We start from the raw sequence: 15211 nt of genomic DNA, 5'->3' as shown, positions 1-15211 counted from the left end.
GACCGCGAATGCGCCGAAACGCGTTCAGGACGAGTACCCGAGCACAGGCCCGGCAACCGTTACAGGAGCCTCACATGACGTCATACCGCAGCGGTCCCGACGACCGCGGCCTGTTCGGCCGCTTCGGCGGCCAGTTCGTCGCCGAAACCCTGATGCCGCTGATCAACCAGCTGGCTGCCGAGTACGAAAAGGCCAAGACCGATCCGGCCTTCCTTGAGGAGCTGGCTTATTTCCAGCGCGACTACATTGGCCGCGCCAGCCCGCTGTACTACGCCGAGCGCCTGACCGAGCAGTTCGGCGGGGCGAAGATCTACCTCAAGCGCGAAGACCTGAACCACACCGGCGCGCACAAGATCAACAACTGCATCGGCCAGATCCTGCTGGCCAAGCGCATGGGCAAGCAGCGCATCATCGCCGAGACCGGCGCCGGCATGCACGGCGTGGCTACCGCCACCGTGGCCGCGCGCTTCGGTATGCAGTGCGTGGTCTACATGGGCACCACCGACATCGAGCGCCAGCAGGCCAACGTCTTCCGCATGAAGCTCCTGGGCGCCGAGGTGATCCCGGTCACTGCCGGCACCGGCACGCTGAAGGACGCGATGAACGAAGCCCTGCGCGACTGGGTGACCAACGTCCACAACACCTTCTACCTGATCGGCACCGCCGCCGGCCCACACCCCTACCCGGCCATGGTGCGCGACTTCCAATCGGTGATCGGCAACGAAGTGCGCGAGCAGATCATGCAGAAGGAAGGCCGCCTGCCCGACTCGCTGGTCGCCTGTATCGGTGGCGGTTCCAACGCCATCGGCCTGTTCCACCCATTCCTCGATGACGAGGGCGTGCAGATCGTCGGCGTCGAAGCGGCCGGCCACGGCATCGACACCGGCAAGCACGCTGCCAGCATGGCCGGCGGCGCACCGGGCGTGCTGCACGGCAACCGCACCTTCCTCTTGCAGGATGCCGACGGCCAGATCACCGATGCGCATTCGATTTCCGCCGGCCTCGACTACCCCGGCGTCGGCCCGGAGCACGCCTGGCTGCATGAGATCAAGCGCGTCGAATACGTGCCCTGCACCGATGACGAAGCCCTGGCCGCCTTCCATCAGTGCTGCCGCCTGGAAGGCATCATCCCCGCGCTGGAGTCGGCCCACGCGCTGGCCGAAGCCTTCAAGCGCGCGGCGACTCTGCCCAAGGATCACCTGATGGTGGTCAACCTCTCCGGCCGCGGGGACAAGGACATGCAAACCGTCATGCACCACTACGACGAACAGGAAGAACACATATGAGCTCGGTGAACACTCGTTTGCAGGCGCGCTTCGCACAGCTGAAACAGGAAAACCGTGCCGCGCTGGTGACCTTCGTGACCGCCGGTGACCCGGACTACGCCACCTCGCTCGCCATCCTCAAGGGCCTGCCGGATGCCGGCGCAGACGTCATCGAGCTGGGCATGCCGTTCACCGACCCGATGGCTGACGGCCCGGCGATCCAGCTGGCCAACATCCGCGCTCTGGCGGCGAAGCAGAACCTGCCGAAGACGCTGCAGATGGTCCGTGAGTTCCGCGAATCCAACAACAGCACCCCGCTGGTATTGATGGGCTACTACAACCCGATCTTCGCCTACGGCGTCGAGCGCTTCGTCAGCGATGCGAAAGAAGCCGGTGTCGACGGCCTGATCGTCGTCGACCTGCCGCCGGAGCATAACGACGAACTCTGCGACCCGGCCCAGAGCGCCGGCATCGACTTCATCCGCCTGACCACCCCGACCACCGACGACCAGCGCCTGCCGGTCGTGCTCAACGGCAGCTCGGGCTTCGTCTACTACGTCTCGGTGGCCGGCGTGACCGGTGCAGGCTCCGCCACCCTGGAACACGTCGAGGAAGCGGTAGCGCGCCTCAAGCGCCACACCGACCTGCCGGTGTGCGTCGGCTTCGGCATCCGCACGCCGGAGCAGGCCGCCGCCATCGCGCGGCTGACTGAAGGCGTGGTGGTGGGCTCGGCGCTGATCGACCAGATCGCCGGGGCCAAGAGCCCGGAAGACGCCGTGGAAGGTGTGCTCGGCCTGTGCCGCCAGCTCAGCGCCGGAGTACGCGGCGCCCGCGGCTGAGGCTTTAGTGCCGTAACCGAAAAGCCGCTGCTCCCGTGAGAGGGCAGCGGCTTTTTCGTTCGTGTACCGGGCGTCCGTTGCCTCAGGAATGGCCTATCCGGTGGGCTTCAAGCCACCACGGCGCCGTATCTATCACCACTGCTTTTCTGCAAGACCACTCACTCATTGCCTACAGGCGTCAGACATGGACATCAACGACCTCCCCTTCGGTACTACCGACTGGGCGACTATTGAACCCACCCTGCATCCAGGCGAAACCGGCAGCGCTTACTGGCGCACCCGCCAGTTTGGCCCCATCCGCGTGCGCATGGTCGAGTACACCCCGGGTTATCTGGCCGACCACTGGTGCAGCAAGGGCCATATCCTGCTGTGCCTGGAAGGCGAACTGCACACCGAGCTTCCCGATGGGCGCCACTTCGTCCTGACACCGGGAATGAGCTACCAGGTCGCCGACGGCGCCGAGCCGCATCGCTCATCTACCGAAGTGGGGGCAAAGCTGTTCGTGGTGGATTGATTGCGTCGCCTCGGCAGCAGAGGCGCCCCATCGCTCGGCTCAGCCTTTCTTTTTCTTCTTTTTTTCAGCGCCTTCAACCGCTGCGCCGCGCGCTCCACGACGGCCTTTTTGTCCGGGCGCTTCATGCGTTTCCATTTGCGGATCTCGTCCTTGGTGCGGCCGCAGCTGGTACAGAGTTCGTCAGTGAGCTTGCAGACGGAAATGCACGGATTCTCGACGTCCTTACCCATGGTCAGTGTCGTGGCGTTGCGGGCCAGGCGACGTTGCCAGTCACCGCCATCGTCGCGCTTGCAGGCTTCCTCGCTGTCGAAGCGCACCGGTGCAATCAAGGCACCCATGTCCACACCCGCCTCAGCGAGCGCCGCTCGGGTGAGCGCCTGCATGCGTGCGCCCTGTCCTTGGCCAATCGCCAGAGCCCTCTGCACCTCCGTGACGAATACCCAGGTGACCTGCAGGCTCTCGGGAAAGCGCGCGTAATCGACCTCATGGGTGAGCCAGCTGAAGCCGACGACCTCCGCCTTGCCCGCCTCGCAGGCCTGGCTCAGGCAGCTGGAGAGTTGCCGTTCCATACGGGTCTGATCGCGTTTGCTGAGAAGCATCGTGCCGTCCTGTTACGGTTTGGCCCCGAGCCAAAGGGACAGTAAGCAGGAGTCTAGCGCGACCGCTGCATGCCGGACCGTCGGCACCGCTTGTTGTCAGTACCACTGATCGATTACTGACTATGGTTGCCACGCTCGCGGCAATCTCACACAGCGAGGCTCTAGCGTGCGCTGTAGGCATTCACGAAGGAGGACCCTGGCCGCTACAGCTTGCGGTAGCGGCGGCACTGCTGAACGACGTATTTGCGCACATGCTGCACCTTCGCCCAACCCGCCTCATCCATGCCAACCGTCTGCAGTTCAGCTTGCAACTCGGCGCTATTGGCAGCTGGCTCGAGCAGATCCAGCATTTGCCGCAGCTCCCGCAGTACGAACGGCGGCGCGAGGCCCATGTGGCGCGCCAGCTCTTCCCAATCGGCTCTGCGCAGCTGCTGCGGATGGAAGTTACCGCCGACCGCGAAACCAAGACTGGGGCTGTATGGCAGCACCATCGTACATACCAGGTCATAGGCCGGCGCCAATGACCAGCGGCCCTTGGCGTCTTGTAACAGCGAAATGTTCTTGGCATGGCCATCGCTGTTGCCGGCCAGCACGTTGAATATCTGCCAGCGCAGCAACTGGCGCACCTGCAGCGCAGGCATGGCCGTCACCGCGCGCAACAGGTCTGCGCAGGCAGCCAGCGTCGGGCCGCCCTCTTCCTGGTACTTGAGCCGCCGCGGATAGCCAAGCGCCTGGCACATGTCCTCCTGCTGCACACGCTCGATCTGGTTATCCACTCGCTCACGATCGTAACGAGTCACGGCAAGATAGTGAGCTTTTCCTGCCTGACCTGCCTGACCTGCGTGCAAGTCGGGTACCACAAGCCCAGCGATCCGAGCCAGGCGGTTCATATAGAGTTCGTTGAAAACCAACGCCGGCTTTAGCGAGAACTTGATCAGATGCGAAGAAGCGGCGGCACCGCGCGGGAGGTAGAGCTGGCCGCCTTCGAGGATTACGGGAATCTTGTCCTGGGTGCCGGCAAGCGAAAGCCGTGTCGCCTTGCCCGGCTGAAATAAGGCGTAGCGCTCCTTACCCTGCGCCCAGCGCGCCAGCTGATTGGGGTCGACCGGCTCCTGGCCAGATTCGATCAACGCATCGGCCCGCTCCGGGTCAACAATGCGCAACGCACCGGCACAATCACCACCGATAGCGGCCAACAGCGAAAAGTCGTCATCGGCGATCCCAAGCCGGTTCACCAGCAACTGCCGCGAAGCTTCTTCGGGAAGCAGATTGGCAAACCAGTTATGTGCCGTGCCGAGCGTTGGCGCAAACATACCGGTTGCAAGCGGCAAGCTATTGGAGATTGCAAACCGCGCTGCTTCGCTATAACGAAAACCCATGCTGCGGCCGTCGTCACCCAGCCAAAGCTCACCGATACGGCAATCACCCCGGTAGACGCCGAGCAGTCCGCTCACAGGTCGCTCCCGTCACGTCTAGCCGCCAACAGTTCGATGCCAAGCGTATGACACACGTTCAGCACCCGCCCGAACGAACAGCTCTCGCGGCCATTTTCCAGCTCGCTCAGAAAGCGCACGCTCACGCCACATAGGCCTGCAGCGTCCACCAGACGCAGCCCCTGACCCTTGCGGGTGCGCTGGATCATCTTGCCCAGCTCGGCCATTGATATAAATGCGGTAGGTCCACCCATTTTCCCGTTCCGTACAATTTGTCCTTCGGAAACAGCTCACTTCCGCTTTTTTCCCAATAGGGAAAATACTCTCCACTGCTGGCCGGTGCACTGGATTTTTTACCGATCGGGAAAAAAAATTTCTAGTTCGTCTCAAAAAACCCCTCGCAGAACAAACCATCGCCCATCGATGACCAATATCGACCCGCTTGATTTCGACAGCGCTGGCCGAGGGCGTAGCATGCCCTGCACATCCCCAGTAGCCACCGAGGAGATTGTTCATGCCTGATACCCCTTACGTCCCGCCGAAGATCTGGACCCACGACGCGCCCTCGGGCGGCAAGTTCGCCAGCATCAATGCCCCCACCGCTGGTGCGCGGGAGGAGAAGGTGCTGCTGGTGGGCAAGCATCCGTTGCAGCTCTACTCGCTGGCGACGCCCAATGGCGTGAAGGTCTCGATCATGCTCGAAGAGCTGATCGCCGCCGGCCACAGTGGCGCCGAGTACGACGCCTGGCTGATCAACATCGGTGAGGGCGACCAGTTCCGCAGCGGCTTCGTCGAGATCAATCCCAACTCGAAGATCCCCGCGCTGGCCGATCACAGCGTCGACGGCAAGCCGCTACGGGTGTTCGAGTCCGGCTCGATCCTGGTCTACCTGGCGGAGAAGTTCGGTGCCTTCCTGCCCACGGAAATCCGTGCGCGTACCGAGACGCTGAACTGGCTGTTCTGGCAGATGGGTTCGGCGCCCTTCCTCGGCGGCGGCTTCGGCCATTTCTATGCCTACGCGCCGGAGAAGTACGAGTACCCGATCAACCGCTACGCCATGGAGGTCAAGCGCCAGCTCGACGTGCTCGACCGCCAGTTGGCGGAGAACCGCTACGTGGCCGGTGACGACTACAGCATCGCCGACATGGCGATCTGGCCCTGGTACGGCGTGCTCGCGCGGGGCGAGCTGTACGACGCTGGCGAATTCCTTTCCGTGCAGGACTACAAGCACGTCCAGCGCTGGGCCGCGGAGGTCGCCGAGCGCCCGGCCGTGATCCGCGGGCGCAAGGTCAATCGCACCTGGGGCGAGGAATCCGAGCAGGCACCCGAGCGCCACAGCGCCGCCGACCTCGACTGAAGCGCAACCCGAGCGGGCGGTGGACAGCGCGAAGCCTTTCCACCGCCCGCCATCTTGCCCTGGCAGGCTGCCCGGCCCCGTCTGCCGAGGGGGCCTGCTTCAAAGCTCCCTCATCGCCGCGCAGTCCTCCGCGCAGCGACTGCACTGCCCTCCTCCGACCGCTGATCCTCCACGCTGAACTATGCCGATGCGCTCCGACCCAATGTCTATGAGCGCCGCGAAACCCGCGACCGGCGCGGCCTCGCCAGCACTCGGGCCGCCATCATCGCGACACGCCCAGCGCTCACATCCCGGTTGTTCAACACAACGTGAGGTGGATCATGAGACATACACTGGTAGCAGCGTTCGCAACGCTGACCGACGCCAACCGCACCCGCGGCGATCTGATGTCGCGGGGCATAGCGCGGGAACAGATTCACGCCATTGGCGCCGAGAGCGCCGATATCCATGCCTACGATGCGCCCTACACCACCACGCCGGACACCCCGGTGGACCGGGCGCATCACGAGTCCAAGATCACGCATTTCTTCAAATCGCTGTTCGGCCATGAACCGCACGAAACGCACCGCCACTACGCCACCGCCTATCCAGATGCCGTACGCCGCGGTGCGCTGGTGATCGCTGTGGATGTCGACGATGAAGATCAGCTGGCCAAGGCGCGCGATGCCCTGGAGTACAACGGTGCCATCGACATCAACGAGCGCGGCGGCAGCGGCACAGTCGAAGGCTATCCAGGCCCGAGCAGCCCCTATGCCGGCGCCACCGGCGGCGACAGTCACCTCGACAAGCACTTCAGCGCAACCGGCACGGCAACCGCTGGCAGCGACCGCCCTATGAGTGGTGCGCACACCGGCGACGGCGCCCACATCGGCAATACAACCGCGCCCGGTTCCGACCCGACCGATTACAACGACCGCAGCTCGGCCGACACCGGTCGCTATGACATCGGCGGCGCGGCCAAGCGCGCCGGCACCGACTACCCCGACACCACCGCTACCACGGCACCCACCGGTGCCGGCGCGACCGGCCACGGCAGCAGCCCGGACACGCCGGAAGTGGCACCCGGCGTCGGCACCCGTGACGCCGGCCTCTGCCGCGACCGTATCTGCGTGATCCAGCGGCCGAGCTGACCGCTGCTGCGCAGACCAAGGGCCGCATCACGCGGCCCGTTTTATGTCATGTCCCAGCCGGGCGGCCGCACCCTGACGACGCACAATCCATCACGGCCATAGCCTGCTGCGACGATTGGCGCAGGACCGGACTGCTGAGTGCTGGATGCGCCTGGCGTATTCTGGCGCTTCAGGCGGCCCGAGCGCTGCCAAGCATGCAGAGGACCACGCCATGCCTACGCTGAGAACCGTCTCGTCCTGCCTGATGCTCTGCCTTGCCGCTTCGAGTGTCTGGGCTGCGCAGCCGGCCATGGAGCAGACGGAAGGCGACTCGAAGAGCGCCTTCGTCCTGCATGAAGGCGGCAACATGCACACCGACCAGGCAGCCCTACGCGAGCGTCGCGCCAAGGCGTACGAAGTGGATTTGCGCGAAGCCCACGACGAGCTGATGGCCGCCAAATACGCCATCACCCAGAAATACCTGGCCAAGCTGCCGGCCCACGAGCGCGAAGCACTGCGCGCCGAAGTGGCCGCGCAACACGCCACCTTCGCCTACCGCTACCCCGAAGCCCACGCGCGCTTGCTGCAGAGCAATCCGCACAAGACCGAGATCAGCCAGGACTGACGGGTCCCGAGGGCAACCCGCGCAGGGTGGAAAACGGCAACGCCTTTTCCACGCGTCTACATCACCGCACCACGAAACGCGAAGAGTTCGCGGCTTCCTAGCGCCCGCGCCGCTCCGCGCCCAACGCTCGCCGCAGCCCGGCTCGGCCAATCACCAACGCCAGACATTCCTCCAGCGCACCCAGCGCCGCATTGACCAGCGGCCGGGGCTGATAGGGCTTGCGCAGGCTCAGCCCGACCTTGGATGCAACCAGCGCCGCCGTCGCACCGAGCAACGCCGGCACCAGCACCGGCTCGCGACGGACACCCGCCAACGCGGCCGCGCTGACGCCGCCGGACAGCGCACGAAACATCATTGACGGCACGATGGTGCGATCCGGTGCGAAGGGCATCTTGTCGCCGATCATCTCGCTGGCCGCGAGTGTTGGCAGAAAGGTCTGCGCGGTGTCCGACGTCAGCAGTTGCGCGGCCTCCCCCGCCCCGGCGAGATCATCGCGCTCGCTCAACGCCCGGCTGACCAGCGTCGGCGCCAGCATGCTGCGCATGCCCGTCACCGCCCCGATCGCCAGGGCGGCCCATAACAGATTGCTCGAAGTCGACATCGTTAGATCTCCCGGTGGTTACCAATACCGACCGGGCGCCCGCCGCCAGCGTTCGGCTGCGCAGCGCAGCCAGCGACGGATGACACGCTCGCAGTACTCACCACTGGTAGAGCCCGTAAGCGAACACGCCGAGACCAAAGCCCATTTGCGCCAGCAACAGCGCGCGGATGGCGAAGGTGTAGCTGATCACCCGGCTCTGCCCCAGCGCATCGGCGGCGAAAAGCCGGTAACTCTCGGGATACTCGGCTTCCATCTCCTTCAGCGCCGTGATGGTCAGCTCCAGCAGCTGCCGGCTGCGTGCATCCACCAGCCAGAACACCTGCGCCAGCAAGACGGTAAAGGCACCGAGGAGGATCAGCAGCCTCGGCGAGAAGCCGCGCTGCAGCGCCGCCAGCACGCCGCCATCGGCGAAAATCGCCAGCACCACGAAGAAGTTGAAGCCACGTAGGCGCTGCTCGGCATTGAGCTTGAAATGCGCCCAGACAAACTCTCGACCATCCACGCAATTGCCCTCTGACGAAACCAGCTGCTGATGCGACGCCACACGGCGCAGCGGCAGCGATCACTCAGATAAGAGCATCAGCCCCGGCAATAAATCCCGCCTGGAAGGGTGTGCTGGTCAGGCCGGATCGACCAGGTCCTGCCATTGCTCGTGGCGCTCGATGTAGCTGGCGATGAACTCGCACTGCGGCACCACCCGCTTGCCGCGCCGCCGCGCATCCTCCAGCGCGCCCTTGGCCAGCACACTGCCCAGCCCCTGCCCGGACAGGCTGGGGTCGACCTCGGTATGGGTAAAGACCATCCGCTCGCCCTGCTCGTTGTACTCGGCAAAGCCGAGCGGCTGGCCGTCGACCAGCAACTCATAGCGCTGCTGCGCGGCATCGTGGCGGACGGTGGCTTGTCGATCGCTCATGGTGGGCTCCCTCTCGGTTAATGACTGCGGCTAGAGGTACGAGTGGGCGCTGTGTATGAGGGTTCAGATGACGCGACGACGAACCGGAATGCACCGTGCGCGTTGCTCAGGGCCTTGCAAGCCCGCACCGTGCCACCGCTCCAGTGGTAGCGGTGGCAAGGGCGTTTGGTAACTGATAGAAGCTTGGCAGAGCAAGCAGGCCTTGAAGCTGGCGCTAGCCTCGTTCGCCGCTCGTTTGGATTTCAGCGTGACCGCCCGACACGACGATTGCCTGGTTATTGCTGAATGGGCGAAGCGCCAACACCTGCCCATACTCCTTCAGCACCTGCTCGACGGCCTCGTCGAACGGCGCATTTCGGTAATGCGGCAGCGGGTAGAAATCGACCAGCCCCAGTGCGGTATAGGACTCCAGATCAGGCGCGGCAGTGACGTCATCCAGCGCCCGAATATAGTCGATGCTCGGGGCGAGTATCGCGGAGCCGGCGGATTCGCCGATATAGCACTTCCCGGCCCTGACCTGTTCCGCGATCAACCTGTCCGCGCCTGTGCGCTTCAGCTCCTGCAGCAGAAAGAAGGTGTTGCCGCCTGACACATAGATGTAATCGCCACGTTCGAGCTTGCTGACGATCTCGTCCTGAGTTGCGGTTGAAACTTCGAGTTCATCAATCACCAGCCCGGCTTTGATAAGCGCGTCCTTGGCCGCAACAAGGTAGAAATTGACCTCCTCGGCAAGGCTTGCCGTCGGAATCAGCGTAACCGTCTTGCCGCGGCACTCGCCCTCGGTGGACCTGACAAACAAGTCCACGACCTCAGCAAAGGAGGATGTCAGGAAGATATTCATGGTCACCTCTGCGCTCGATTGGATTTGGGCTCGCAAGCCCGCTCCTGCTTCTTGAGAAAACGGCCGGATAGCTGATACAGACCTGCTGCGCTGCGTGGGAGTGCCGCGCGTGCACCCACGCTTCGACCGCCTGGACGCACTCACCCGCTACCGATCCGACGCCCGTTCGAATCAATCCACCCCGACGAACCCTCCGGTCTGGTGCTGCCACAGCCGCGCATAGAGGCCGCCGCGGGCGATCAACTCGGCATGAGTGCCGGTCTCGATCACCTGGCCGCCATCGATCACTACCAGCCGGTCCATACGCGCGATGGTCGACAGCCGGTGGGCGATGGCGATCACCGTCTTGCCTTCCATCAGGGTATCCAGGCTCTCCTGAATCGCCGCCTCGACCTCCGAATCCAGCGCCGAGGTGGCTTCGTCGAGCACCAGGATCGGCGCGTCCTTGAGCAGCACCCGGGCGATGGCGATGCGCTGCCGTTGCCCGCCGGAGAGCTTCACGCCGCGCTCGCCCACCATCGCCTCGAAGCCCTTGCCGCCCTGGCTGTCGTCCAGGGTCTCGATGAACGCATCCGCGCGGGCCTTGCGCGCCGCGGCCCAGAGCTCTTCTTCCGTGGCGTCGGGCTTGCCGTAGCGCAGGTTGTCGCGGATGGAACGGTGCAGCAGCGAGGTGTCCTGGGTGACCACGCCGATATTGGCGCGCAGGCTCTCCTGGCTGACCTCGGCGACGTTCTGCCCATCGATGAGGATGCGCCCGCTCTCCAGGTCATAGAGGCGCAGCAGCAGGTTGACCAGCGTCGACTTGCCCGCACCCGACGGCCCGACCAGGCCGATCTTCTCGCCCGGGCGAATATCGATGGAGAGCCCGCTGATCACGCCGCCCTGCTTGCCATAGTGGAAATGCACATCCTCGAAGCGCACGCCGCCCTGCTCCACCTGCAGCGGCCTGGCGTCCTCGGGATCGAGCACGTCGCGCGGCCGGACGATGCTCTTCATGCCGTCCTGCACGGTGCCGACGTTCTCGAAGATGCCGTTGACCACCCACATGATCCACTCGGCCATGTTGTTGATGCGGATCACCAGGCCCAGCGCCAGGGCGATGGCGCCTGTGGTGATCAGCGCCTCGCTCCACAGCCACAGCGCCAGCGCGCCGGTGCCGACGATCAACAGGCCGTTCATGCAGGTGATGAGGAAATCCAGGCTGGTGATCACCCGCGACTGCAGGCGGAACTTGCCAAGCAGCTCCTGCATCGCCTCGCGGGCGTAGCTCTCCTCCTCCCGTGAATGGGCGAACAGCTTGAGCGTGGCGACGTTGCTGTAGCCGTCCACCACCCGCCCCATCACCTTCGAACGCGCCGCGGATGCCGCTGCCGAACGCGCGCGGATACGCGGCACGAAGTACCAGAGCGCAGCGCTGTAGCCGACGATCCACAGCAGCAACGGCACGATCAAACGCAGGTCCGCAGCGGCGAACAGATACAGCGCGCTGCCGGCATAGACCGCCACATGCCACAGCGCATCGATCACCTGCATGGCCGAATCGCGCAGCGACGGACCGGTCTGCATCACGCGCTGGGCGATGCGCCCGGCGAAGTCGTTCTGGAAGAAGTTCAGGCTCTGCTTGAGCACGTAGCGATGGTTCTGCCAGCGGATCAGATTGGTCAGCCCCGGGTTGATCGCCTGATGCGTCAGCAGGTTGTGCAGGCCGAATACCAGGGGCCGGATGACCAGCGCCACCGCTGCCATCCACAGCAACGCGTTGCGGTGCTCGGCGAAGAAGGTCCGCGCGTCATCGGTCGCCTGAGCCATATCGATCAACTGGCCGAGAAAGCTGAACAGCGCCACCTCGATCAGCGCCGCGAAAAAGCCCACCACCAGCACGGCCGTCATCAACGGCCAGACCTGCTTCAGGTAGTGGGCATAGAAGCGCAGCATCCCGGCCGGCGGCGCAACATCCGGGCTGGGTTTGAAGACGTCGATCAGGTTTTCGAAACGGCGGAACAACATGAGGAGGTCTGCTTTGTGGCGGGGTGGGCGAACGTCGTTCGCAAATACGACCGCGCGGGCGCGGCATCCCGGTTGGACGCCCGGAGCCCGCGAGCGTTTCGCCAACCATACAACCGGCCCGTCGATTCGCATCGGTGGACAAGCAGAGCGTTGTCCACCCTACGCCACCCCGCCTCCTCTGCCGACAGCGCGCATGCGTAGGGTGGAAAACGGCGAAGCCTTTTCCACGCGTTACGTTCAGACCACCTCGCTGCCTGCTCCCGAGCGCAGCACCGTAGGGTAGGCTTCAGCCCACCAACCCCATAACCGAACCGCCCCGGTGGGCTAAAGCCCACCCTACCCGGCTGCCGACACACCGCACATGCGTAGGGTGGAAAACGGCGAAGCCTTTTCCACGCGTTACGTTCAGACCACCTCGCTGCCTGCTCCCGAGCACAGCACCGTAGGGTGGGCTTCAGCCCACCAACCCCCATAACCGAACCGCCTCGGCGGGCTAAAGCCCACCCTGCCCGGCTACCCGGCTACCCGGCAGCCGACACACCGCGCATGGTTAGGGTGGAAAACGGCGAAGCCTTTTCCACGCGTTACGTTCAGCCCACCTCGCTGCCTGCTCCCGAACGCAGCACCGTAGGGTGGGCTTCAGCCCACCAACCCCCATACCGAACCGCCCCGGTGGGCTAAAGCCCACCCTACCCGGCTTACCCCTTCGGAACCGATTCCGGCCGCAGATACGGCAGCATATGCGCCACGTAGTCCGCCTTGCCCAGCTCGATCCCTTCCTTGCGCAGGATCGAATACGCGGCCATCACATGGAAATAGAACTGCGCCAGCGTCCAGTCACGGGCGTACTGGTCCGCGGTCAGATCGAAGATCATCCCGTTCGCCAACTCGTGGGCGATTGGCTTGTCCGCGTCCATATCCAGCGCATCGGCGGCGAGGCCGTCGAGCAACGCCACCGTCTCATTGATCCGGGCATAGGCATCGGCCAGCGTGCCCGGCCGCTCACCCGCCTGCCGCCCCTCGTCCAGCAGTTCGTTGATCACAGTCGGGAAGGCCTCGCCTCTCAGCCGGCAAACGGCCTCCTGCGCCTGCACACAGGCAAAGCGAACCTGAGTCGACAGCGGAAACATATCCGGCGCCAGCCGCGCGGATAACAGCGCCTGCGCCTCCGCTTCCGGTAGCTGGGCCTGCGCTTTCTTTAGCCAGCCGGAGAGGGTGTTGAGCATTTGTATATAGGTTGGGACAAGGAGGGCTGTGAGCTGCATGATTCTTACCTCTATGGAATTGAGGGCTACAACGCCGCATAAGTCGATAGGTTGTTACTAAGCTCGGCCAATGACGGTAAAAAATCCGCGCTTGGTCCATAGAAGCTACTCACTTCCATGTATAGCGAATTGGGTTTGCAGTTCCGAATCTAAATTCGTCCGGGATGCGCCGCCCAACATACAAGTTCTGTACTTCAATCGGGGCTTCCTTGCCAATAAAGCCTACACGCCCTGGCCGGTCAGCTCGTCCGGGGAAATTAAGCGATGTAGCTTCTAGCCATTTCTCTGGAATATATGCCGCTCTGATAATTCCTTTTTCGGAAGCTAATACTAACTCTGCCTCTTTTACTTTTTTCTTGCTGAGCTTCCATGCATACCTCGTAGCTTCATATAACGGCCGCTCTGAGGCACTTCTATTAACACTGATCAACAATGCTTTATGGGTGAACACGGCTGGCTTTGCAAGGTATTCTCGAACGATCTCCATCGCATGCATCGCGCCACGCTCGCCACTATTTTCGCCGCCCACAACATTCGTGAGCCCCGGATAGGCGTCGATCAGTGCCGCTTCAACTTCCTTCGCCGTTGCTACATCCATACCATGTCGATGAACTACGTGAGCAACCTCAAAGCCGGCAATTCGTATTTCTCTAATGCGTCTAAGTTTGTCGCTGACTTCATCTTTTTCACTCCCTAGCTCATCGCGAATATGAGCATACAAACGGTTCCCAGCACCCCGCCCCACATAAAATGTTTCTCCGTTGCGCGGATCAATAAGTCGATATACGTAATTTCTTAACTTTTCAACGACCTCCGAAGGAAATAGCTCAAACAAGGCAGAGACTCCAAAAATACTGTTTATAGGATAACGTCACATACTGATCTTAACAGCAGTCTAGTCACTTCTTTCCAGTGTTGTAGCAGCATGGTTCCATAGCTAGTAAGTGCAGAAGAAAAGGAATTAGTAAAATTCGTCATCAGTTGCGCTGTATGCCATAAGCGCGCCGCCATTGAGTTCTTGGCTTACACTGGCATCTTGATAAATGCTCGTTGAGATGCTTTAAATTTCTACCAGTGCGTTCAACAATGTTTCTGCTTTTAACCCTTTTATCAATCAAGTTGTAGCACTCAGCGTAAAAGTTTTTGACCACATCAGGAGTGTTTTCCTTATATCCCTTTTCGATTTCCAAAAACCTCCTGACGCAAAGCACCACTAGATCAGAGAGCTGTATCATTGGATTTTTACGCGAGTCGATGGGATAGCTAAACTCGACTATCCATTTTACTTTTTGGCTATTGGGCACTTCAAAACGGCGATTTTGGATAATCGCTTCAACGCTTTCATGATGCTCTTCTTTTTCGTCTAGAACAATCATACCCCTGGCAGACTGCCCCAAATTATTTTTAACATGCCAATTCATGTATGTAATCAAATAATCAAAAGAAAGCAAATAGGGATGCTTCGTGTCGAATACAGATTGATACTGGCATTGCGATTTAATGAGACAGGATTTTTCCACTGCAAAGAAATGCACTTGATGCCCAAGCTCTTCTATCAAACCAAGTAATGAGCGAACTAGTGCTAATCGATCATTTATCGAGTGGCCAGCAAAGAAGCCCGCGCCGTTTGGAGAAAGCAATTCATGAGAGTGAATTTCAAAACCAACAGGAACAGAGCCGTTGAAATAATTGACTATTATGGCGTCAAGCCGCTCCTTGGTATTGTTCCATTTCTTATCAGCAACACTCAGCCCGCCCAAGACGAAGATAGGTTGCTGCTGGTCGGTAAGATTTGCTCCGGAGTCCCCGCTCTCATCCATATAGAAAAAATGCATTAATCAAA

The 15211-nt window shown here is 62.0% G+C and carries 17 protein-coding genes and 1 pseudogene; 6 read left to right on the top strand and 12 right to left on the bottom strand.

Features of this window, described 5'->3' with window-relative positions; genetic code table 11:
* Window positions 1-74: 74 nt before the first annotated feature.
* The 3 genes from trpB to BM275_RS08350 all read left to right on the top strand — a co-directional run bounded on the left by trpB (window position 75) and on the right by BM275_RS08350 (window position 2618).
* Window positions 75-1286: a tryptophan synthase subunit beta gene (gene trpB, locus BM275_RS08360; protein ID WP_090520624.1), complete on the top strand. Its 1212-nt coding sequence runs from the start codon at window positions 75-77 to the stop codon at window positions 1284-1286.
* On the top strand, window positions 1283-2104 hold the full coding sequence (gene trpA, locus BM275_RS08355; RefSeq protein ID WP_090520622.1) for a tryptophan synthase subunit alpha: 822 nt from the start codon (window positions 1283-1285) through the stop codon (window positions 2102-2104). The genes trpB and trpA overlap by 4 nt, the downstream gene beginning before the upstream one ends.
* A gap of 184 nt (window positions 2105-2288) precedes the next feature.
* A complete protein-coding gene (locus BM275_RS08350) occupies window positions 2289-2618 on the top strand; it encodes a DHCW motif cupin fold protein (RefSeq protein ID WP_038655783.1) in 330 nt (109 codons plus the stop codon).
* Here the strand turns inward: BM275_RS08350 and BM275_RS22410 are convergent.
* The 4 genes and pseudogenes from BM275_RS22410 to BM275_RS08330 form a co-directional block, all read right to left on the bottom strand.
* Entirely contained in the window at window positions 2543-2848 is a 306-nt protein-coding gene (locus tag BM275_RS22410) for a DUF1289 domain-containing protein (RefSeq protein ID WP_244153874.1), read from the bottom strand. The genes BM275_RS08350 and BM275_RS22410 overlap by 76 nt on opposite strands.
* Before the next feature lie 6 nt (window positions 2849-2854).
* Window positions 2855-3217: pseudogene (locus tag BM275_RS08340) on the bottom strand (hypothetical protein); the annotation flags it as partial.
* Between the two features lie 203 nt (window positions 3218-3420).
* Window positions 3421-4671: a type II toxin-antitoxin system HipA family toxin gene (locus tag BM275_RS08335; RefSeq protein ID WP_090520620.1), complete on the bottom strand. Its 1251-nt coding sequence runs from the start codon at window positions 4669-4671 to the stop codon at window positions 3421-3423.
* Window positions 4668-4904: a helix-turn-helix domain-containing protein gene (locus tag BM275_RS08330; RefSeq protein WP_226930269.1), complete on the bottom strand. Its 237-nt coding sequence runs from the start codon at window positions 4902-4904 to the stop codon at window positions 4668-4670. The genes BM275_RS08335 and BM275_RS08330 overlap by 4 nt, the downstream gene beginning before the upstream one ends.
* A 260-nt stretch (window positions 4905-5164) precedes the next feature.
* On the opposite strand from BM275_RS08330, the gene yghU reads away from it, so the two are divergent.
* From yghU to BM275_RS08315, 3 genes are all read left to right on the top strand, one after another.
* A complete protein-coding gene (yghU, locus tag BM275_RS08325; protein ID WP_090520618.1) occupies window positions 5165-6007 on the top strand; it encodes a glutathione-dependent disulfide-bond oxidoreductase in 843 nt (280 codons plus the stop codon).
* Between the two features lie 320 nt (window positions 6008-6327).
* Window positions 6328-7137, top strand: coding sequence for a hypothetical protein (locus BM275_RS08320; RefSeq protein WP_090520615.1), 810 nt, complete (start codon window positions 6328-6330; stop codon window positions 7135-7137).
* Between the two features lie 211 nt (window positions 7138-7348).
* On the top strand, window positions 7349-7741 hold the full coding sequence (locus BM275_RS08315; protein ID WP_090521163.1) for a hypothetical protein: 393 nt from the start codon (window positions 7349-7351) through the stop codon (window positions 7739-7741).
* Window positions 7742-7838: 97 nt separating this feature from the next.
* Here the strand turns inward: BM275_RS08315 and BM275_RS08310 are convergent, their stop codons facing one another.
* The 8 genes from BM275_RS08310 to BM275_RS08275 form a co-directional block, all read right to left on the bottom strand.
* Complete coding sequence (locus BM275_RS08310; protein WP_090520613.1) at window positions 7839-8342, bottom strand: DUF4126 family protein; 504 nt, start codon at window positions 8340-8342, stop codon at window positions 7839-7841.
* A gap of 97 nt (window positions 8343-8439) precedes the next feature.
* Window positions 8440-8844, bottom strand: coding sequence for a hypothetical protein (locus tag BM275_RS08305; protein ID WP_090521160.1), 405 nt, complete (start codon window positions 8842-8844; stop codon window positions 8440-8442).
* Between the two features lie 117 nt (window positions 8845-8961).
* Window positions 8962-9255, bottom strand: coding sequence for a GNAT family N-acetyltransferase (locus BM275_RS08300; RefSeq protein WP_090520611.1), 294 nt, complete (start codon window positions 9253-9255; stop codon window positions 8962-8964).
* Window positions 9256-9469: 214 nt separating this feature from the next.
* Window positions 9470-10096, bottom strand: a complete 627-nt coding sequence (locus BM275_RS08295; protein WP_090521157.1) for a Type 1 glutamine amidotransferase-like domain-containing protein — start codon at window positions 10094-10096, stop codon at window positions 9470-9472.
* Window positions 10097-10267: 171 nt separating this feature from the next.
* A complete protein-coding gene (locus BM275_RS08290) occupies window positions 10268-12103 on the bottom strand; it encodes an ABC transporter ATP-binding protein (RefSeq protein WP_090520609.1) in 1836 nt (611 codons plus the stop codon).
* Between the two features lie 698 nt (window positions 12104-12801).
* A complete protein-coding gene (locus BM275_RS08285; RefSeq protein WP_090520606.1) occupies window positions 12802-13368 on the bottom strand; it encodes a DUF1993 domain-containing protein in 567 nt (188 codons plus the stop codon).
* Window positions 13369-13477: 109 nt separating this feature from the next.
* A complete protein-coding gene (locus BM275_RS08280; protein WP_090520604.1) occupies window positions 13478-14203 on the bottom strand; it encodes an LEM-3-like GIY-YIG domain-containing protein in 726 nt (241 codons plus the stop codon).
* Between the two features lie 142 nt (window positions 14204-14345).
* On the bottom strand, window positions 14346-15203 hold the full coding sequence (locus BM275_RS08275; protein WP_090520602.1) for a DUF3800 domain-containing protein: 858 nt from the start codon (window positions 15201-15203) through the stop codon (window positions 14346-14348).
* Between the last annotated feature and the right edge of the window lie 8 nt (window positions 15204-15211).

This window comes from Stutzerimonas kunmingensis (assembly GCF_900114065.1).
Taxonomy (GTDB): Bacteria; Pseudomonadota; Gammaproteobacteria; order Pseudomonadales; family Pseudomonadaceae; genus Stutzerimonas; species Stutzerimonas kunmingensis.
The sequence above is the reverse complement of the archived record's forward strand: the minus strand, read 5'-3'. Positions and strand labels throughout refer to the sequence as shown.